Annotated in this window: 21 protein-coding genes; 10 read left to right on the forward strand and 11 right to left on the reverse strand. The window is 71.9% G+C overall.

Features of this window, described 5'->3' with window-relative positions; all coding sequences use genetic code 11:
• Nucleotides 1–17: 17 nt before the first annotated feature.
• Both ACERZO_RS30785 and ACERZO_RS30790 read right to left on the reverse strand, forming a co-directional pair.
• Nucleotides 18–683: a DUF2461 domain-containing protein gene (locus ACERZO_RS30785; protein WP_372668438.1), complete on the reverse strand. Its 666-nt coding sequence runs from the start codon at nt 681–683 to the stop codon at nt 18–20.
• A gap of 56 nt (nt 684–739) precedes the next feature.
• Nucleotides 740–1,954 carry a glycoside hydrolase family 18 protein gene (locus ACERZO_RS30790; protein WP_372668440.1) on the reverse strand — a complete coding sequence of 405 codons (1,215 nt, stop codon included), beginning with the start codon at nt 1,952–1,954 and terminating at the stop codon, nt 740–742.
• Nucleotides 1,955–2,124: 170 nt separating this feature from the next.
• Between ACERZO_RS30790 and ACERZO_RS30795 the strand changes: the two genes are divergently transcribed.
• Nucleotides 2,125–2,442 (forward strand): ArsR/SmtB family transcription factor, encoded by a 318-nt coding sequence (locus ACERZO_RS30795; RefSeq protein ID WP_372668983.1) that lies wholly within the window; start codon nt 2,125–2,127, stop codon nt 2,440–2,442.
• Nucleotides 2,443–2,485: 43 nt separating this feature from the next.
• Here ACERZO_RS30795 and ACERZO_RS30800 read toward each other — a convergent pair whose 3' ends face one another.
• Nucleotides 2,486–2,827 (reverse strand): winged helix-turn-helix transcriptional regulator, encoded by a 342-nt coding sequence (locus ACERZO_RS30800; protein WP_372668442.1) that lies wholly within the window; start codon nt 2,825–2,827, stop codon nt 2,486–2,488.
• 64 nt (nt 2,828–2,891) lie between these two features.
• Here ACERZO_RS30800 and ACERZO_RS30805 point away from each other — a divergent pair, with 64 nt between their 5' ends.
• The 4 genes from ACERZO_RS30805 to ACERZO_RS30820 all read left to right on the forward strand — a co-directional run bounded on the left by ACERZO_RS30805 (nt 2,892) and on the right by ACERZO_RS30820 (nt 6,331).
• The gene (locus ACERZO_RS30805; RefSeq protein ID WP_372668444.1) at nt 2,892–3,365 is read left to right on the forward strand and encodes a group II truncated hemoglobin; all 474 of its coding nucleotides are present in this window, start codon (nt 2,892–2,894) and stop codon (nt 3,363–3,365) included.
• Nucleotides 3,366–3,400: 35 nt separating this feature from the next.
• A complete protein-coding gene (locus ACERZO_RS30810) occupies nt 3,401–4,837 on the forward strand; it encodes an aromatic amino acid ammonia-lyase (protein WP_372668446.1) in 1,437 nt (478 codons plus the stop codon).
• A 65-nt stretch (nt 4,838–4,902) separates the two neighbouring features.
• Entirely contained in the window at nt 4,903–5,475 is a 573-nt protein-coding gene (locus ACERZO_RS30815; RefSeq protein WP_372668448.1) for an RNA polymerase sigma factor, read from the forward strand.
• Nucleotide 5,476: 1 nt separating this feature from the next.
• Nucleotides 5,477–6,331 (forward strand): CU044_5270 family protein, encoded by an 855-nt coding sequence (locus ACERZO_RS30820; RefSeq protein WP_372668985.1) that lies wholly within the window; start codon nt 5,477–5,479, stop codon nt 6,329–6,331.
• A gap of 51 nt (nt 6,332–6,382) precedes the next feature.
• Here the strand turns inward: ACERZO_RS30820 and ACERZO_RS30825 are convergent, their stop codons facing one another.
• Nucleotides 6,383–7,408 carry a 6-phosphofructokinase gene (locus tag ACERZO_RS30825; RefSeq protein ID WP_372668450.1) on the reverse strand — a complete coding sequence of 342 codons (1,026 nt, stop codon included), beginning with the start codon at nt 7,406–7,408 and terminating at the stop codon, nt 6,383–6,385.
• A 282-nt stretch (nt 7,409–7,690) separates the two neighbouring features.
• On the opposite strand from ACERZO_RS30825, the gene ACERZO_RS30830 reads away from it, so the two are divergent.
• Nucleotides 7,691–8,773, forward strand: a complete 1,083-nt coding sequence (locus tag ACERZO_RS30830) for a 3-deoxy-7-phosphoheptulonate synthase (RefSeq protein ID WP_372668452.1) — start codon at nt 7,691–7,693, stop codon at nt 8,771–8,773.
• Between the two features lie 35 nt (nt 8,774–8,808).
• Here ACERZO_RS30830 and ACERZO_RS30835 read toward each other — a convergent pair whose 3' ends face one another.
• The gene (locus tag ACERZO_RS30835; protein WP_372668454.1) at nt 8,809–9,687 is read right to left on the reverse strand and encodes a DMT family transporter; all 879 of its coding nucleotides are present in this window, start codon (nt 9,685–9,687) and stop codon (nt 8,809–8,811) included.
• 109 nt (nt 9,688–9,796) lie between these two features.
• Between ACERZO_RS30835 and ACERZO_RS30840 the strand changes: the two genes are divergently transcribed.
• Nucleotides 9,797–10,252, forward strand: coding sequence for an Lrp/AsnC family transcriptional regulator (locus ACERZO_RS30840; protein ID WP_372668456.1), 456 nt, complete (start codon nt 9,797–9,799; stop codon nt 10,250–10,252).
• A gap of 3 nt (nt 10,253–10,255) precedes the next feature.
• Here ACERZO_RS30840 and ACERZO_RS30845 read toward each other — a convergent pair whose 3' ends face one another.
• Complete coding sequence (locus ACERZO_RS30845) at nt 10,256–10,744, reverse strand: polyadenylate-specific 3'-exoribonuclease AS (protein ID WP_372668458.1); 489 nt, start codon at nt 10,742–10,744, stop codon at nt 10,256–10,258.
• 17 nt (nt 10,745–10,761) lie between these two features.
• Nucleotides 10,762–11,523, reverse strand: a complete 762-nt coding sequence (locus ACERZO_RS30850) for a lysophospholipid acyltransferase family protein (protein WP_372668460.1) — start codon at nt 11,521–11,523, stop codon at nt 10,762–10,764.
• Nucleotides 11,524–11,732: 209 nt separating this feature from the next.
• On the opposite strand from ACERZO_RS30850, the gene ACERZO_RS30855 reads away from it, so the two are divergent.
• Genes ACERZO_RS30855 through ACERZO_RS30865 form a run of 3 tightly spaced genes read left to right on the forward strand, consistent with a single transcriptional unit; the run spans nt 11,733 to nt 14,165 of the window.
• Entirely contained in the window at nt 11,733–12,500 is a 768-nt protein-coding gene (locus ACERZO_RS30855; RefSeq protein ID WP_372668462.1) for an alpha/beta hydrolase, read from the forward strand.
• Nucleotides 12,497–13,015, forward strand: coding sequence for a hypothetical protein (locus ACERZO_RS30860; protein WP_372668463.1), 519 nt, complete (start codon nt 12,497–12,499; stop codon nt 13,013–13,015). The genes ACERZO_RS30855 and ACERZO_RS30860 overlap by 4 nt, the downstream gene beginning before the upstream one ends.
• A 10-nt stretch (nt 13,016–13,025) precedes the next feature.
• Nucleotides 13,026–14,165, forward strand: coding sequence for a glutamate--cysteine ligase (locus tag ACERZO_RS30865; RefSeq protein ID WP_372668465.1), 1,140 nt, complete (start codon nt 13,026–13,028; stop codon nt 14,163–14,165).
• On the opposite strand, the gene ACERZO_RS30870 is transcribed toward ACERZO_RS30865, so the two are convergent.
• The 4 genes from ACERZO_RS30870 to ACERZO_RS30885 form a co-directional block, all read right to left on the reverse strand.
• On the reverse strand, nt 14,162–15,004 hold the full coding sequence (locus ACERZO_RS30870) for an NUDIX domain-containing protein (RefSeq protein ID WP_372668467.1): 843 nt from the start codon (nt 15,002–15,004) through the stop codon (nt 14,162–14,164). The genes ACERZO_RS30865 and ACERZO_RS30870 overlap by 4 nt on opposite strands.
• Nucleotides 15,005–15,274: 270 nt before the next feature.
• On the reverse strand, nt 15,275–16,213 hold the full coding sequence (locus tag ACERZO_RS30875; protein WP_372668987.1) for an ROK family protein: 939 nt from the start codon (nt 16,211–16,213) through the stop codon (nt 15,275–15,277).
• A 15-nt stretch (nt 16,214–16,228) separates the two neighbouring features.
• Entirely contained in the window at nt 16,229–16,633 is a 405-nt protein-coding gene (locus tag ACERZO_RS30880) for a hypothetical protein (protein ID WP_372668469.1), read from the reverse strand.
• Nucleotides 16,630–17,757 (reverse strand): ArsA family ATPase, encoded by a 1,128-nt coding sequence (locus tag ACERZO_RS30885; protein ID WP_372668471.1) that lies wholly within the window; start codon nt 17,755–17,757, stop codon nt 16,630–16,632. Before ACERZO_RS30885 ends, ACERZO_RS30880 begins: the two co-directional genes overlap by 4 nt.

A 17,757-nucleotide genomic window follows, 5' to 3' on the forward strand; every position in this document is an offset into this window, starting at 1 on the left:
AGTCGGGGTCGACCGGGCTAGCGCCGGGGTAACTCGCTCGGCCCGACGCGGTCGCGGGCCCACTCGTTGAACTCGCGCACCTGCCGCCACGCCTTCTTCACCCGCTCGAGGGCGCCCCGCTCGTGCAGGACGTCGTCCGGCTCCCAGACGCGGACCGCGTACACCGAGCGGTAGCGCAGCAGGTCGAGGCGGGGGTGGTCGGCGTCGAACCCGCGCGGCTTCGACTTCAGCCGGTCGCCGCGGATCTCCCAGCCCGCGCGCCGGAGCTTGGCGAGGATCTTCTCGAGCGCTTCGCCGTGCAGCTCGGTGTCGACGGCCTTGCGGAACCGCGCGATCTGGTCGGCCGCCAGGTGGAAGCAGCCACCGCCGACGCGCAGCCCCTCGGGACCGACCTCGACGTAGTACGCGCCGCCGCCGCGGCCCTGTTCGATCACCGCGCCGCAGTGGGTCTTGTACGGCGTCTTGTCCTTGGCGAACCGGACGTCCCGGTAGGGGCGGAACACCTTGGGGTCGCCGAAGCCGTCGGAGAACTCCGGGGCCAGCTCGGTGAGCAGCGCCTCCATCGGGGCGCGGACGTCGGACTTGTAGGTCTCGACGTGGTCGTCCCAGTAGGGCTTCGAGTTGTCCTCCACGAGACCGTCGTAGAAGTCGACGGCGTACTCGCCGAATCCGCTGAACTTCACGGGGAGGAACGATAATCGGGGGCACCGACACTTTTCGCGCCGGTGCCCCCGGGGTCCTACTTCGCGACCGCCGTGATCAGCTCGCCGTTCGTCGTGTCGCCGGAGAGCTCCCAGAACATCGCGCCGCCGAGGCCCTGCGTCTTCGCGTAGGAGATCTTGCCCGCGATCGTCGACGGGGTGTCGTAGCTCCACCAGTTGCTGCCGCACTTCGCGTACGCGGTGCCAGCCACCGTGCCGGTCGACGGGCAGGACGTCTTGAGCACCTTGTAGTCCTCGATGCCCTGCTCGTACTTGCCCGGCGCCGGGCCGGTCGCGGTGCCGCCCGGGGCACTTTGCGTGACGCCGGTCCAGCCGCGGCCGTAGAACCCGATGCCCAGCAACAGCTTGCCCGCCGGGACGCCCTTGCTCTTCAGCTTCTGGATCGCCGCGTCGGAGTAGAAGCCGGCGGTGGGGATGCCGGAGTACGACGTCAGCGGCGAGTGCGGAGCCGTCGGCCCCTGCGCCGCCCAGGCGCCGAAGTAGTCGTAAGTCATCACGTTGTACCAGTCGACGTACTGCGCCGCGCCGCCGTAGTCGGCCGCGTCGATCTTGCCGCCGCTGGTGCCATCGGCGGTGATCGCCGAGGTGACGAGCTTCGACCCGAACTTCGCGCGTAGGGCGGCCATCAGGTTCTTGTAGGCCGCGGCACCGCTGGTGTCACAGGAAAGGCCGCAGGAGTTGGGGTACTCCCAGTCGATGTCGATGCCGTCGAAGACGCCGGCCCAGCGCGGGTCGTTGACGAGGTTGTAGCAGGAGTTCGCGAACGCCGTCGGGTTCTGCGCAGCCTGCCCGAAGCCGCCGGACCAGGTCCAGCCGCCGAACGACCAGAGCACCTTCAGCCCGGGGTGCTTCGCCTTGAGCTTCTTGAGCTGGTTGAAGCTGCCGGCGAGCGGCTGGTCCCAGGTGTCGGCGACGCCGTCGACGCTGCCCGCGGCGTCGTAGGTCTTCTGGTAGTCGGCGTAGGCGTCGCCGATGGCGCAGCCGCCGTTCGTCACGTTGCCGAAGGCGTAGTTGATGTGGGTCAGCTTGCTCGCCGAACCGGAGGTCTCGATGTTCTTGACGTGGTAGTTGCGGTCGTAGACACCCCACTCGGTGAAGTAGCCGACCACCTTGCCGACGGAGGCCTCGGTGGCGGCGGTGGCCACCGGAGCGGTCGCGGCACCCGCGACGAGGCCCGCGGCGGCCGCCACGGTCAGCAGTGCCGAGAAGCTCTTCCTGCGGAAACGGGACATGCCTTCTCCCTTCGGAGAATAACTGACAACCAACGGGGACCACGTGGTGGAGACCACACCTACCGTAAGTGGACTAGACCACTAGGTCAATGGTTCAGACCAAGAAGCCCGGTGGTCGGTGCGTGCATTCCTTGACAGGAATATGCCCGGCGGAGCACATTTCGGGGGTGATGCAGACGTTCGAGGTGCTGGCCGAGCCCCGCCGCCGCACGATCCTGGACCTGCTGCGCGCCGGCGAGCGGTCGGTCGGCGAGCTGGTCGACGAGCTGTCCCTCAGCCAGCCCGCGGTGTCCAAGCACCTGCGGGTGCTGCGCGAGGCCGGGCTCGTGACGGTGCGCGTGGCGGCCCAGCGAAGGTGCTACGCACTGCGGCCGGAGCCCCTGGCCGAGGTCGACGCATGGCTGGCGCCGTACCGCGCCTTCTGGTCGGACCGGCTCGACGCGCTGGAACGCCGGCTGGCCGAGACCGACACCGGGCGTAGTGAATGACTCATTCCTGTCGTCTGGTGACAGGAATGAGTCGTTCACTACATCACGTCGGCGGCGCCGGGTCGAAGGCGAGCCCGCGGTCCGCCGCGCGGCGCTCGCCCCACTCGTACAGCGCCTGCAGCGCCGGGCGCAGCTCCTCCCCCACCTCCGTCAGGTGGTACTCCACGCGCGGCACCCGGCCGTCGAACTCCACGCGGCGCACGATGCCGTCCGCCGCCAGCTCGCGCAGCTGCTGGGTCAGCATCTTCTCGCTCACCCCCGGCATGCGCCGCCGGAGTTCGCCGTAGCGGTGCGCGCCCTCCTTCAGGTGCGCCAGGATGACCGGCTTCCACTTGCCGCCGATCAGGTCGACCGCCAGCTCCACCGCGCAGTGGTACCGCTTCATCTCGCTCCTACGCACCGGAAAGTACGTGGTTGCCCGCCCGGAAAACCACTGGTTGCCTGAGCGGGTGATCGTGCCAGAAACCCCCACCCTCTACGACTGGGCCGGCGGCCACGAAGCCCTCGTGAAGCTGCTGACGATCTTCTACGGCCACGTCCTGGAAGATCCGCTGCTCGAACCCGTTTTCCGCGGCATGGACCCGGAGCACCCGAAGCACGTCGCGGTGTGGCTCGGCGAGGTCTTCGGCGGGCCGGCCGGGTACTCCGCGAACCGCGGCGGCCACGCCCACATGGTCGGGCGCCACCTCGGGCGCGGCATCACCGAAGAGCAGCGCCGCCGGTGGGTGACGCTGCTGCTCGACGCCGCCGACGAAGCCGGGCTGCCCGCCGACCCCGAGTTCCGCGCCGCGTTCGCCGGCTACCTCGAGTGGGGCAGCCGGCTGGCCGTCATCTTCTCCGCTCCCGGCGCCGAGCCGGACCCGCACGAACCCGTGCCGCACTGGGACTGGCCCAGACCGCCCTGGCAGCCGTCCACGTCCTAGCCGCATAGTGAGGGGCAGCTGAAAGGAGGCTGCCTTTGATCCGGGTGGACGGCCGGACCCTCAGGTGCGCCGACGTCGTGACCGCGGCGCGCACCGATGGGCCGCTGGGTATCGACGTCTCGATCGCCGCGCTGCGCGCTGCCGAGCACGCGTGGAAGCTCGCCGAGGACCTGAGCACGCGGCGGGTGGTCTACGGGCGCACGACCGGCGTCGGCGCCAACAAGGACGACACCGTCGAGAGCTCGCGCGAGCACGGCCTGCGCCTGCTGCGCAGCCATGCGGGCGGCAGCGGCGAGGTGATGCCGCCCGGCCAGGTGCGCGCGATGCTGCTGATCCGCCTCAACCAGCTCCTCACCGGGCGCTCGGGCATCAGCCCCGAGCTGATCGGCGCGCTGGCCGACGCCGTCCGCACCGGCGCGTTGCCGCTGGTGCACCGGCTCGGCGCGATCGGCACCGGCGACCTCGCGCCGCTCGCCGAGGCCGCGCTGGCGCTCACCGGGGAACGCGGCTGGGTCGGCGGGCACGTCCCGCCGGTGCCGGTGCACGCGGGCGACGCGCTGGCGTTCATGAGCAGCAACGCCGCGACGCTCGCCGAAGCGACCCTCGCCGCGATGCGGCTGGACACGCTCACGCGCGCGAGCCACGCCGTCGCGGCGCTGACGTACGTCGCGCTCGACGGCAACCCCGAGGCGTACGCGACGCCGGTGCACGAAGCGCGTCCGCACGCCGGGCAGGTCGCGTGCGCCGCGGAGATGCGGCGGCTGCTGGGCATGCACCAGACGCCGAAGCCGGGCCGGCGGATCCAGGACCCGTTCGGGCTGCGGGCGTTCCCGCAGGTGCAGGGCCCGGCGCTGGACGCGATCCACTACCTGCGGGACGTCCTCGCGGTGGAGATCAACGCCAGCACCGAGAACCCGATGATCTCGACGGTCCACGGCGACGCCTACCACCACGCGCACTTCCACACGGCGTACGTGTCGACGGCGCTGGACCAGGCGCGCGCGACCGTGCATCAGGTGGCGGAGCTGTCGGTGGCGCGGCTCGGCGACCTCGTCGAGCCGGAGTTCACCGGGCTGCGGCCGTTCCTCGCGGCGGGCCCGGCGGGCAGCTCGGGCGTGATGATCCTGGAGTACGTGGCGCACGACGCGCTGACCGAACTGCGCCAGGCGGCGCTCCCGGCGACGCTCGGCACGGCGGTGGTGTCGCGCGGGATCGAGGACCACGCGAGCTTCTCGACGCAGGCGGCCCGCGCGGCGACGGCGGCCTGCGGCGCCTACCAGCAGGTGCTGGCGTGCGAGCTGGTGGCGGCGGTGCGCGCGCTGCGGATGCGCGAGGCCGACTTGGTGGACCTGCCCGTGCGCGACGCGTTCGAAGCGGCGTCTTCGGTGCTGGACGAGAGCGTCGACGACCGCCCGCTGACCGGCGACATCGCCGCCGCGGTCGGCGTCCTGGACGCCCTCGCCCGGATCTAGCGTCAACCCGGACCGCCCGCTCCGCCAATAACGGGAGCACGTGGCGGACGACAGGCGGGCGGTTCATGAGTTCACCAGGCGCGGCCGGCGCGGAGATCATCGCGGCGTCGGTGCGGCACCCCGAGCGGTTCGCGGCGGTCTTCGACCGGCACGCCGCGCACATCCACCGGTACCTGGCCCGGCGGCTCGGCGGCCAGCTCGCCGACGACGTCCTCGGCGAGACGTTCCTGGCCGCCTTCACCGGCCGCGGCCGGTACGACCCGGACTTCCCGGACGCGCGGCCGTGGCTCTACGGCATCGCCACCAACCTGGTCGGCAAGCGCCGTCGCGAGGAGGCGCGCGAGTACCGGCTGCGCGCCGCGCTCGGGCCGCCCGCCGCCCAGGAGGGGCACGCGGACCGGGTGGCCGCGCGGGTGAGCGCGCAGGCGATGAACGACCGGCTCGCCGCCGCGCTGAACGGGCTCGCCCGGGGTGATCGCGACGTCCTGCTGCTGATCGCCTGGGAAGGCCTGGCCTACGACGAGGTCGCCGCGGCGCTGGACATCCCCGTCGGCACCGTCCGGTCGCGCCTGAACCGGGCCCGCAAGAAGGTCCGCGCGGAACTCGCGCCCGCCGAGGAGGTCTCGAACCGTGGATGAGATGCAGCTGCTGCGCGACTTCGCCGGACCGGCGGAACTCCCGGCGCGCGACGACCTGGCCCGGCGGCGAGCCGATCTGCTCGCCGCCACGGCCGCGCGACGACCCGCTCGGCGCTGGGTGTGGGGCTCGGTCACCGCGGCCGGGCTCGCCGCGGCCGCCACCGCCGTCTTCGCCCTCACGCCGGCCGCCCCGCCGGCCCCACCGGCAGCCGCCGGCCCGGTCGAATTCCTGTACCGCGCCGCCGCGGCGGCGCGCGCCCAGCCGGACGTCGAGCCCCGGCCGGACCAGTTCCTCTACACCAGGACACGGCTCGCGGACGGCCGGGAGAACGAGTTCTGGGCGTCGGCGGACGGAACCCACGACGGCTTCGAGGTCCTGTTCGGCCACGAATCGGTGATCGCGGGCTGCCGCGACGGGAAGCGCGTGCAGCGGGAGGGCCGCGGGCGAACGGTGACCAGCCGGTGCGAGCCGCGTCCGGCCGCCCACCCGGACCTGCCGACGGACGCCGACGCCATGCTCGCCTACCTGCACAAGAGCACGTACGGCGAAGGCGACACCCGGCACGACCTCGGCACCGAGGTCGTCGACCTGGCCGGTGGCTACCTGAGGCCGGCGGCGCGGGCCGCGCTCTACGAGGCGGTGGCGAAGGTGCCCGGGCTGGTCGCCCGCACCGACGCGCAGGACGCCGCGGGCCGGCCGGTCCTCGGGATCACCTGGAGCAGCACGACCGAGCACGGGATCGGCAACCAGGACGAGTTCCTGTTCGACCCGGTCACCTTCGCCTACGTCGGCTCCGGGACGACCGGCGCGGTCGTCGGCCAGGGCATCGTCGACGAAGTGCGGCAGCGCCCCTGAACGCGCGAAGGGCCGCCCCGGAACTCCGGAGCGGCCCTTCGTCGCCGAGACTCAGCCGAAGAAGACTTCGGCTTCCTGGTAGCGCTCGGCCGGGACCGTCTTCAGCTCGGCCGTCGCCTCGGACAGCTTCACGCGGACGATGTCCGTGCCCTTCAGGGCCACCATCACGCCGAAGTCGCCGTCGGCCACCGCGTCGACCGCGTGCAGGCCGAAGCGGGTCGCCAGGACCCGGTCGTACGCCGTCGGGGTGCCGCCGCGCTGGACGTGGCCCAGGACCACCGCGCGGGACTCCTTGCCGGTGCGGTGGGCGATCTCGTCGGCCAGCCAGGTGCCGATGCCGCCGAGGCGGACGTGCCCGAAGGCGTCCTTCTCGCCGGTGAGCAGCTTCTCCTCGCCGCCCTCGGGCAGCGCGCCCTCGGCGACGACGATGATCGGCGCGAACTCCTTCTCGAAGCGGCTCTCGACGTAGGAGACTACCTGGTCGACGTTGAAGTGCCGCTCCGGCACCAGGATCACGCTCGCGCCGCCGGCGAGGCCCGAGTGCAGCGCGATCCAGCCGGCGTGCCGGCCCATGACCTCGACGACCAGCGCGCGGTGGTGCGACTCGGCGGTGGTGTGCAGCCGGTCGATCGCTTCGGTCGCGATGGAGACCGCGGTGTCGAAGCCGAAGGTGTAGTCGGTGGCGCCCAGGTCGTTGTCGATCGTCTTGGGCACTCCCACGACGCCGACGCCGTCGTCGGTGAGGCGCTTCGCGACGCCGAGGGTGTCCTCGCCGCCGATCGCGATCAGCGCGTCGACGCCCTGGTCGGCCAGGACCTGCTTGATCTTCTCGACGCCGCCTTCGACCTTGTACGGGTTGGTGCGCGAGGACCGCAGGATGGTGCCGCCGCGGGTCAGGATGTCCTCGACGTCGTTGAGGCCGAGCGGGCGGCTGTCCCCGGTCAGCGGGCCGTTCCAGCCGTTGCGGAAGCCCACGAGGTCCCAGCCGTGCACCTCGATGCCCTTACGCACCACGCCGCGGATCACCGCGTTGAGCCCCGGGCAGTCGCCGCCGCCGGTCAGCACACCGACACGCATGAGAAGCCTCCGTCTGTTCTCTGGAGATGACAGTCACATTTCGTCCAGGGCCAGCGTAGCGGCAAACGTCTTGATCGGTGCAGCCCGGACCACCTGCCGAATCGGTCCGGCTCCGGTCTGTGCTACCTTGGCGCCGTGCAGCGCTATTTCTGGTTTACGAAGCCGGCCCCGGGTGGGCACGGCGGCGTGAACCTGCGCTGACCTCCACCCCGAGCCGGATCTCGAAACCGGCTCGGCGAATCTTCCGCGGGTCGGTGTCCACCAGGAAGGACCACCCCCGCGATGACGCTCTCCGCCGGACCCGCCGCCATCGGCGACCTCGACGCCGCCCGCACGACGTCGATCAGTCCGCTCATTTCGCCCGCGCTGCTGCGCGAAGACCATCCCGCCGGCCCCGCCGTCGCCAAAGTCGTGCGGCAGGGCCGCGCCGAGACGGTCGACATCCTCGACGGCCGGGACGACCGGCTGCTCGTGGTCGTCGGCCCGTGCTCGGTGCACGACCCGGAAGCCGCGCTCGACTACGCCCGCCGGCTGGCCGCGAAGGCCGACGAACTGCGCGACGACCTGCACATCGTGATGCGCGTGTACTTCGAGAAGCCGCGTACCACGCTGGGCTGGAAGGGCCTGATCAACGACCCGGACCTCGACGGCACGTTCGCCGTCAACAAGGGCCTGCGGATGGCGCGCAAGCTGCTGCTCGACGTCTCCGAGCTGGGCCTGCCGGTCGGCTGCGAGTTCCTCGACCCGATCACGCCGCAGTTCATCTCCGACATCGTGACGTGGGGCTCGATCGGCGCGCGGACCGCGGCGAGCCAGGTGCACCGCCAGCTGTGCAGCGCGCTGTCGATGCCGGTGGGCATCAAGAACTCGACCGAGGGCGACGTCCAGGTGGCGGTCGACGCGACCCGCGCGGCCGCGGCGAGCCACGTGTTCCCGGGCATCAACACCGACGGCCTGGCGGCGCTGCTGACGACGAAGGGCAACCCGGACTGCCACGTGATCCTGCGCGGCCACGCGGGCGGCCCCAACTACGACGCCGGGACGGTCACCGACACCCTCGCCCGCCTGGCGAAGTCCGGCCTGCCGGAGCGCGTGATCATCGATGCTTCGCACGGGAACAGCGGCAAGGACCACGTGCGGCAGGCCGGCGTGGTGCGCGAGCTGGCGGCGCGGATCGGCGGCGGCGAGCGCGGGATCGCGGGCCTGATGATGGAGAGCTTCCTGGCGGCCGGCCGGCAGGACCTCGACCTGGGGCACCCGGAGAAGCTGACGTACGGCCAGTCGATCACCGACGCGTGCTTGGCTTGGGACGACACCGCTCCACTGCTGGACGAGCTGGCTTCGGCGGTCCGGGCGCGCCGCTGAGAGGTCCCCGGCCTAGGGGTCCCCCGGTTTTTACGTTACCGGGGGACCCCGACAGTTTTCGGCGGTCGGCGCAGGCTGCCGAGGAACACTCCGGTGAGCACGACGGCCCCGCCGGCCAGCTGCCACCAGGACAACCTCTCCCCCGCCAACACCACCGCCCAGCCGAGCCCCGCCACCGGGACCACGTTGAGCAAGTTGACCGCGACGCTCGGCTCCAGCCCGCGCAACCCGTGGTTGTACAGCAGAAACGCCGCCACCGAACAGAACACGGCGAGAAAACCGATCCGCAGCACCGTCCCACCGGACGGCACGCTCCACCGAGAAGTCTCCGTCAGCGACAACACGACGAAACCACCCGCGCCGGCCAGCGTCTGGTAGTACGTCACCACGATCGGCGAAGCGCCCGACGAATCCCGGCGCACCACGATGTTGTAGACCGCCCACGCGACACCACCCGCGATCAGCAGCACGTCGCCCCACAGCCGGTGGCCTCCGCCGGTCTGCTCCCGGACGACCAGCCAGACCCCGGTGAGCGCCACCAGCATGCCCACCAGCCGGACCGGCGAGAACGCCGTGCGGCCGGACAGGGCCAGCGTGATGATCGGGTACGCGGCGACGATCAGCGTCGCGTCGGACGCCGTCGCCAGGTCGACGCCCGCGTTCTCCAGCGCGAAGTACGCCGTGATCCCGAGCAGGCCCGCGAGGCCCATGGACCGGCGTTGCCGAGGCGACGGCCGGGGAAACCGGCGCGCCGCGACGCCGAGGACGAGCGCGGCGAGCACGAACCGCAGCGCGCCCAGCGTCATCGGCGGGACCTCCGTCAGCGCCACCTTGGTGACCGCGAACGAGCTGCTCCAGATCAGCGCGGCGGCCAGGACGGCGGCCACCGAGAGGCCACGCGTTTCTGTGATCATGGGGCGAGACTAAGCAGCGAACGGACGCACCCCGACGAACAGCGTGCTAGATTCGGCAACCTACCAGGAACACCGAATTCGACACCGACGCGAGGAGAACACGGGCCGGATGGACGAACTGGATTCGGCGCTGCTGACCCTGCTGCAGGAGGACGCCAAGCAGACCAACAAGGAGCTGGCGCGCAAGCTGCACATCGCGCAGTCGACGTGCCTGGAACGGGTGCGGGAGCTGACCCGGCGCGGGATCGTGCGCGGGCATCACGTCGAGGTCGACCTGAAGAAGATCGGCCGGCCGGTGCAGGCGATGGTCGCGGTGCGGCTGCGCCCGCCCGACCGCGCGGTGATCGAATCGTTCCGCGCGTTCGTGGCGGGGCTGCCGGAGGTGCTGTCGGTGTTCGTGATGTCCGGCAGCGACGACTTCCTGCTGCACATCGCGGTCGCCGACAACGACCACCTGAGCGGGTTCGTCCTCGACCGGCTGACCCAGCGCAAGGAGATCGTCGACGTGCGGACGTCGGTGATCTTCAGTCACGTCCGCCGCACGGTCGTCACCCCGGTGGAGTGAAGGTCAGCGGCGGTGGAAGTACTCGTCGATGACTTCCCAGCGCGCGAGGTTGTGCTTCGCGTCCGCGAGCGCGTCGTGCTGGTCGGTGGGGGCCGACGGGAGCTTCGGCTTCCCCGCGTCCTCCCACCGCTGACGCAGGTCGCGGGTGAACCGCGGCAGCTGGCGGGGCAGCGCCGGCATCGGGCCCCACAGCTGGGCCAGCGCCACGTGGTCGTAGGCGGCGAACCAGGCCCACAGCTCGATGCCGCCCGGCGGCTTGCCGAAGAACTCCAGCAGGTCGGTGCGGATCTTCTCGCGGCTGCGCCACGCCTTGTCGGCGGGCGACGGCAGCTTGTCCAGGACGTTGTCCCGTACCCACGGGCCCGCCTTCGACGGGTCGAACTCCGTCGAAACCGCGTAGAACTCGCGGCCGCGCTCGTCAACGACACCGATGGAAACCAGGTCGATCGTGACGCCGTCTTCGATGAACTCGGTGTCGTAGAAAAAACGCACTGGTGAACAGTAGTGGGTCAGCCGACCTTGGACTCCGGCACCCGGGCCGCGTCCCGCGCCGCGGGCTGGGCCGGCACCGAAGGCTTCACCCCGGCGGCTTCGGCGGCCAGCAGCTCCTTGGCCTTCGCCGCGTAGATGTCCACGTACTCCTGGCCGGACAGCTCCATCAGCGCGTACATGATCTCGTCGGTGATCGACCGCTCGATGAACCGGTCACCGGCCAGGCCCTCGTAGCGCGAAAAGTCGAGGGGCTTGCCGAAGCGGACCTCGAGGCGGCGCGGCCACCACATCTTCGAGCCGATCGGGTTGACCTTGTCGGTGCCGATCATCGCCACCGGGACCACGACGCCGCCGGACTCCAGGGCGATCCGGGCGACGCCGGTCTTGCCCTTGTACAGGCGGCCGTCCGGGGAGCGCGTGCCCTCCGGGTAGATGCCGAGCAGGTGGCCGTCCTTGACCAGCCGGGTCGCGGTGTCGAGCGCGGCCTGCGCCGCGTTGCCGCCGGACCGGTCGATCGGGAACTGGCCGACGCCGGTGAAGAACCACTTCTTGAGCAGGCCCTTGAAGCCCGGCTCGGTGAAGTACTCGGACTTGGCCGGGAAGGTCACCTTGCGCTTGACCCGCAGCGGCATGAAGAACGAGTCCGCGACCGCCAGGTGGTTGCCCGCCAGGATCGCGCCGCCGGACTCGGGGATGTTCTCCGCGCCGACGACCTTGGTCGGCCACAGCGTCTTGAGCAGCGGTCCGATGAATACCCACTTCATGAGCCAGTACAGCACCGGTGCCTCAGTCCTCCATCGCAGCTCAGCCCCATTCACCCGCGCGGGACAGCCTACGAACCCCGGTGGCCGGCGCACAACGGAGACCACCCGGTTACCCCACGGGGGCGATCGATCTCACAGGGAATTCCGGGCCCGGCCGGACCCCCACAACGCCCGCGAGCCGTGAGAGCATGGACGAATCCACCGCTCACACGGAAGGCGATCGCATGGGCGTGCTCGCCGGCGCGGAACCGTTCGGCCACACCGGTTCGGCCGAGACCGGGTTCCTGCTCTGCCACGGGTTCACCGGCACCCCGGCGAGCATGCGGGCCTGGGGTGACCACCTGGCCGGGGCCGGGTTCACCGTGCGCTGCCCGCTGCTGCCGGGGCACGGCACCCGCTGGCCGGACCTCAACCGCACGACGTGGGAGGACTGGTACGGCGCCGTCCGCGAGGCGCTGCTCGCGCTGCTGTCGACGTGCAAGACGGTGTTCGTCGGCGGCCTGTCGATGGGCGGCACGCTGACCCTGCGCCTGGCCGAGGAGTTCGGCGACCGGATCGCCGGGATCGTCCTGGTCAACCCGTCGGTGACGCGGCTGAAGTGGGACACGCGGCTGCTGCCGGTGCTGGGCCGGATCGTGCCGTCGGTGCCGGCGATCGCGAACGACATCAAGAAGCCGGGCGAGACGGAGCTGGCCTACCCGCGCACGCCGGTGCGGGCCGCGGCGAGCCTGGCGAAGCTGTGGGCGGTCGTGCGCGCGGACCTGGCGAAGGTGACCCAGCCGGTGCTGCTGCTGCACTCGTCGGTGGACCACGTCGTCGAGCCGGTGAACTCGCAGCTGGTGCTGCAGGGGGTGTCCAGCACCGACGTCACCGAGGTCGTGCTGGAGAACAGCTACCACGTCGCGACGCAGGACAACGACGCCGAAGTCATCTTCACGCGTAGCGTCGAGTTCGTGAAGGCGCACGCGGCACAGCCCGAGGAGACCGCATGAGCCGGGGGAAGGACGGGCCGGAGGACGTCGACGCGACGTTCGCCGAGATCGTCGCCGACCTGCGCGCCGACGGGTTCGGGCTCCCGGAGGAAGACACCGCCGATAACTCCGACAAGGCGGAATCCGGCCGTGGCGTGGAGAGCGAGTCGCGCCGGACGCCCGACCGGCCCGTGGAGCCGCCCGCCGCGGACACCCCGCCGGAACCCGGCTGGCGGTCCGGGGGCACGTCGTGGGACACGACGATGTTCTCCGACGACCCGGCCGGCGACGACGAGCACTACGTCCCGCCGGAGCCGCCGCCGCTGCCGCGGCCGAAGATGGGCGCGTTCCTCATCCTGCTGCTGTTCCTGGCCGGGCTGTTCCTGCTGATCCTGCCCGGTGCGATCGGGGTGGGCCCGACGGTGGCGACGCCGCTGGGCATCCTCGCGCTCGCGACGTCGATCGCGTTGCTGCTGCTGCGCGTCCGGCAGGGCCCGCCGCCCGGTGCCGACCCCAGCAACGGCGCCCAGGTCTGATCCGACGGCCATGAACATCGAGTTCAGCCCTTCGCGGCGATCGACCGTCGGCGCGGAATGGGAGCTCGGCCTGGTGGACCGGCGCAGCGGTGAGCTGTCCTCGGTGGCCGAGCAGATCCTCGAGGCCGTCCGCCCCGACGGGCAGGCCGAGCACCCGAAGATCAAGCAGGAGCTGCTGCTCAACACCATCGAGGTCATCACCGGCGTCTGCGACACGATCGCCGAGGCCAAGGCCGACCTGGCCGGGTCGCTCGACGTGCTGCACGGCGTCGCCGACCCGCTCGGCGTCGAGATGTTCTCGGCCGGGACGCACCCGTTCTCGAACTGGTACCAGCAGAAGGTCACCGACAAGGAGCGGTACGCGAAGCTGATCGACCGGACCCAGTGGTGGGGCCGGCAGATGCTGATCTACGGCGTGCACGTCCACGTCGGGGTCGACCACCGCGACAAGGTGCTACCGATCCTCGACGCGCTGCTGAACTACGCGCCGCACCTTCAGGCGCTCTCGGCGTCGTCGCCGTACTGGGGCGCGGAGGACACCGGGTACGCGTCGAACCGGGCGCTGATGTTCCAGCAGCTGCCGACGGCCGGGCTGCCGTTCCAGTTCCGGAAGTGGGCGGAGCTGGAGAGCTACGTCGAGGACATGTTCACCACCGGCGTGATCGACCACTTCTCGGAGATCCGCTGGGACATCCGGCCGGCCCCGCACCTGGGCACGATCGAGATGCGCGTCTGCGACGGGCTGCCGACGCTCGAGGAGGTCGGCGCGATCGCGGCGCTGACGCAGTGCCTGGTCGACGACTTCAGCGAGCGCCTCGACGACGGCGAGGTCCTCCCGGCGCTGCCGCCGTGGCACGTTCAGGAGAACAAGTGGCGCGCGGCCCGCTACGGCACCGACGCGATCATCATCCTGGACGCGGCGGGGCGCGAACGGCTGGTGACCGACGACGTCGCCGACCTGCTGGACCGGCTGGAGCCGGTGGCGCGGCGGCTCGACTGCGTGGCGGAGCTGCGCGACGTCGAGACGATCCTGAAGTGCGGGCCGAGCTACCGGCGGCAGCGCGCGGTCGCGCAGGCGCACAAGGGCAGCCTCAAGGCCGTGATGGCGTCGCTGGTCGCCGAGATGCGCGACGGCATCCCGAAGGATTAGAGCTCGTCGAGCCGGCTGCGCAGCGTGCCGGGGCCGAGGATCGACGCGCCGAGGGCTTCGACGCGTCCTTTCAGCTCCCGGTCGGCCGTCGCGACGAGGACTTTGCCCTTTTGCTGCGCGACGACCTCGACGATCTTCGAGTCACCGTCGGTGTCCGCGGCGACGACCTCGACGCCCGGGGTGCCGGTGACGTGCTTGGCCTTGCCCTCGACGACCAGGATGATCCGCGGCCACCACGACACGGCGGGGTCGCCGGGGTCGGGCACGCCGGCTTCGGCGAGTTTCGCGAGCTGGTCGCGCAGGCGTTCGGCGGCGCCGTGGCGATCGCGCCACCAGCCGTCCGGCCGCGAGCCGACGACGTTGGCGCCGTCGACGACGAGGACGAGCTCCTGCCCGACGCGGTCGCGCAGGCCGGGCCAGGCGGCGGCGAAGTCGCGGTGCAGCCGGTAGCCGGGCACGTCGTCGGGGTCCACCCAGCGCACCTCCGCACTTTCGGTGTTGGCGACCCGCGCCTCGGCACCGTCGGCGAGGGCGAGCACGGTGGTGTAGCTCCAGTCCCCATGGTCCACCACGGAGGCCGACACCGCGCGAAAGGCTTCGGCAGGGACGGAGGCTTCTTCGAAGGCTTCGCGGGCGGCGGCGGTCACGGCGGTCTCGCCGGCTTCGATGGCCCCGCCGGGCAGCGCCCAGGTACGGCCGTGGTGCACCCACCAGGCCCGCCGCTGCAGGAGAACGCCCCGGGCAGGGTCGACGAGCAGCAGGCCGGCGGCGCCGTAGCGGCCCCAGTGCAGGTGCCCGCAGGAACACTTGACGAAGACACTCGCGGACGGGGCACTCACCGGTCCAGCCTGTCACAGGTCGGCCGAAGATCACCTCTCCGCGGAAGCCGGTGCTCGCTTCCAAGGGCCGCCGAAAACCAGCTCGCGGGAGAGGCCGCGGCAGACAGACCAACCGCAACGTGAACGGGCCCAGACCCCCCGCAACCCCGATCCGAAGCCAGAACACGGCCGGCGACGCCGGGTCAAGGCATCTTTCCCGCCTTGACGCGGTGCCGCCGGCCGTAGTCACAATCGGGCGTCGGGGTTGCGGAAAAGACCGCTGACGGAGGGTCAGACCGGGGTCTTGGCCGCTTCCAACGCCAACGCCGCCGCACCCACGATCGCCGTGTCGTCACCCAAGTGGGCGGTCCGGATCCGCGCCAACGGCCGGTGCCGGGCCCCCGTGATCGCGCCCGCGTAGTGCTCGCGGGCCTCGTCCAAAAACAGCGGGGCCGACTCCGACACCCCGCCGCCGATCACGATGATCTCCGGGTCGAACACGTCCGCCACCAGCGCCAGGCCCTCGCCCAGCCACTTGGCCAGCTCCGCCATCGCCAGCTGGGCGATCGGGTCACCATCGCGCGCCGCGCCGGCCACGCGCCGCCCCGTCACCGAACCCGGGTCGCCCGCGACCTGCGGGGCCAGCACCGTCGAGCGGCCCGGATGCCGCGCCAGCAGCTCCACCGCCGTCGCCGCCAACGCCGTTCCGCTGCAGTAGCGCTCCCAGCAGCCGTACTTGCCGCACGGGCACGGCCGGCCGCCGCGGACCACCGTCAGGTGGCCCAGCTCCGGTGCCACGCCGTACGCGCCGCGGAACAGCTTGCCGTCCAGCAGCAGGCCCGCGCCGATGCCCGTGCCCAGGGCCACCAGCGCCGCGACATGGGCGCCGCGGGCCGCGCCGAAGCGGTGCTCGCCCACCATCGCCGCGTTGACGTCGTGCTCCAGCAGCACCGGGAGGCCGACGCGCTTCTCGATCCGGTCCGCGACCGGCGCGCCGCGCCAGGCCAGGTGCGGCGCGAACATCACCGACCGGCGGTCGCGCGCCACGAACCCGGCCACGGCCAGGCCCACTCCGGCCACGTCGTGCCGGTTGCGCAGGTCCTCGATGACACCCGAGATGGCGTCCTCGAGGGCGCCCTCTTCGCTCGGCGTCGCGACGCGCGCCGTGTCCAGCAGGGAGCCGCGCTCGTCCACCACGCCGGCCCGGACGCTCGTCCCGCCGACGTCCACCCCTATCGTCCGCACTCAGCTCTCCCACTCGTCGCGCCTGCGGACGGTGATGTGCTGCACCCGCACCGAAACCGAGGCGTCCGCCGGGGGCCGCGGCGCGGGCCGGAACCCGGGCATGTGCACGCCCTCGTCCGGCTCCCAGCGGTCCGCGAGCACCGCCCGGAGCAACGCCACGAGCTGGGCCAGCTGTTCCAGCAGCCGGGCCGCGAATTCGGGACGCTCACCCCGCACCACCGCGACGATCGCACACAGCGGGCACCAGCCGCACGCCGAGCCGTCCGGTTTCGCCTGGTCAGGGTCACCGTGCCCGGCGGCGACGACGCCCTCCAACCACGGCGCGGCCTTCTCCACGACCATCTCGACCAGCAGGCGGATCTCCTCCGCGAGCCGCGGTCCGGCCGCCTCGTCCTCTTCGCTCACCCGCGTCCCCGGTTCCCGGCCAGGTGCACGACCAGGCCGTCGGCGTCGGATTCCGCGCCGGTGATCCGGCACGGCCGCAGCGACTCCGGCAGGGCGATGAGCCTGCGGAAGCCGTCCACGGTGATCGCCAGGTCGTCGTCGACGCGGGCGAGGTCGACCTCGGCGTCCCGGACGAGCGGGATCGCGATGCGCAGCGTGTACCCGTCCGGCGCCGGCCGCACGCGCTGCAGCGGCGTGACGGGTGTGCCGTCGCCGGCCAGGGGGTCGCCGCCGCGGTAGAGCTCGGCGGCGATCTCCAGCAGCGCGGGCAGCCCGACCGGTTCGACGGCCCGGTGCTCGACGCGCGACACGCCGTCGAACCCGGCTTTCGAAAGCTCCGCCAGGACAGCGTCCTGCTGGGTCCGGCGGGTGCGCAGCCACGACGCGGCGCCCCCGCGCCAGAACCCGGGCGCGGGCATGAGCCGGTTGGCGATCAGGCCGTCCACGGCGATGCCGCGCAGGGCCAGCGAGCTGAGCGTCCGGCGCGCTTCGGCGACGACCACCCGCTCCGGCGTCAGCACCAGCCGGACCGTGGTCACCGACGGTTCGGTGAGCAGCGCGCGCAGGCCGTCGAGGTGGACGCCGAGCCGGCGCACGGAGTCCGTGACGCGGCGGCCGAACACCCGGGTCAGGTAGCCCGAGACGGCTTCCGGGAGGGCGAGCAGCCGCAGCGTCTCGGCCGTCGGCCCGCAGTCGACGACGATGGTCTCCCACGGCCCTTCCTCGGCCAGCCGGCGGACCTCGGTGAGCGCGAGCAGCTCGTCGACGCCGGGCAGCACGGTGAGCTCTTCGGCGTCCAGGGTGTCGAGACCCGCGCCGGACAGCGCCGTCTGCAGCTCGGCGCGCAGGCGGTGCCAGGTGGTGTCCACCAGGGTGCGCGAGTCGATCTGCACGGCCGAAAGCAGCGCGTCCACTTCGGACGGTTCGGCGCCGAGGGAGTGGCCGAAGGCGTCGCCGAGCGAGTGCGCCGGGTCGGTGGAGACGACGAGGGTCTTCCTGCCGCGGGCGGCGAGCGCGGCGCCGGTGGCCGCGGCCAGCGTGGTCTTCCCGACACCCCCCTTGCCGGTGAACAGCAGGATCCGCAC

It is taken from the genome of Amycolatopsis kentuckyensis (assembly GCF_041679295.1).
GTDB classification, from domain to species: Bacteria; Actinomycetota; Actinomycetes; order Mycobacteriales; family Pseudonocardiaceae; genus Amycolatopsis; species Amycolatopsis kentuckyensis_A.

Bases quoted from the DNA above. Each gene is read 5' to 3' on its own strand.
- ACERZO_RS30790 (WP_372668440.1), bottom strand. From the start codon at position 1,954: ATGTCCCGTTTCCGCAGGAAGAGCTTCTCGGCACTGCTGACCGTGGCG.
- ACERZO_RS30795 (WP_372668983.1), top strand. From the start codon at position 2,125: ATGCAGACGTTCGAGGTGCTGGCCGAGCCCCGCCGCCGCACGATCCTG.
- ACERZO_RS30800 (WP_372668442.1), bottom strand. From the start codon at position 2,827: ATGAAGCGGTACCACTGCGCGGTGGAGCTGGCGGTCGACCTGATCGGC.
- ACERZO_RS30815 (WP_372668448.1), top strand. From the start codon at position 4,903: ATGAGTTCACCAGGCGCGGCCGGCGCGGAGATCATCGCGGCGTCGGTG.
- ACERZO_RS30820 (WP_372668985.1), top strand. From the start codon at position 5,477: ATGCAGCTGCTGCGCGACTTCGCCGGACCGGCGGAACTCCCGGCGCGC.
- ACERZO_RS30825 (WP_372668450.1), bottom strand. From the start codon at position 7,408: ATGCGTGTCGGTGTGCTGACCGGCGGCGGCGACTGCCCGGGGCTCAAC.
- ACERZO_RS30830 (WP_372668452.1), top strand. From the start codon at position 7,691: ATGACGCTCTCCGCCGGACCCGCCGCCATCGGCGACCTCGACGCCGCC.
- ACERZO_RS30835 (WP_372668454.1), bottom strand. From the start codon at position 9,687: ATGATCACAGAAACGCGTGGCCTCTCGGTGGCCGCCGTCCTGGCCGCC.
- ACERZO_RS30840 (WP_372668456.1), top strand. From the start codon at position 9,797: ATGGACGAACTGGATTCGGCGCTGCTGACCCTGCTGCAGGAGGACGCC.
- ACERZO_RS30855 (WP_372668462.1), top strand. From the start codon at position 11,733: ATGGGCGTGCTCGCCGGCGCGGAACCGTTCGGCCACACCGGTTCGGCC.
- ACERZO_RS30860 (WP_372668463.1), top strand. From the start codon at position 12,497: ATGAGCCGGGGGAAGGACGGGCCGGAGGACGTCGACGCGACGTTCGCC.
- ACERZO_RS30865 (WP_372668465.1), top strand. From the start codon at position 13,026: ATGAACATCGAGTTCAGCCCTTCGCGGCGATCGACCGTCGGCGCGGAA.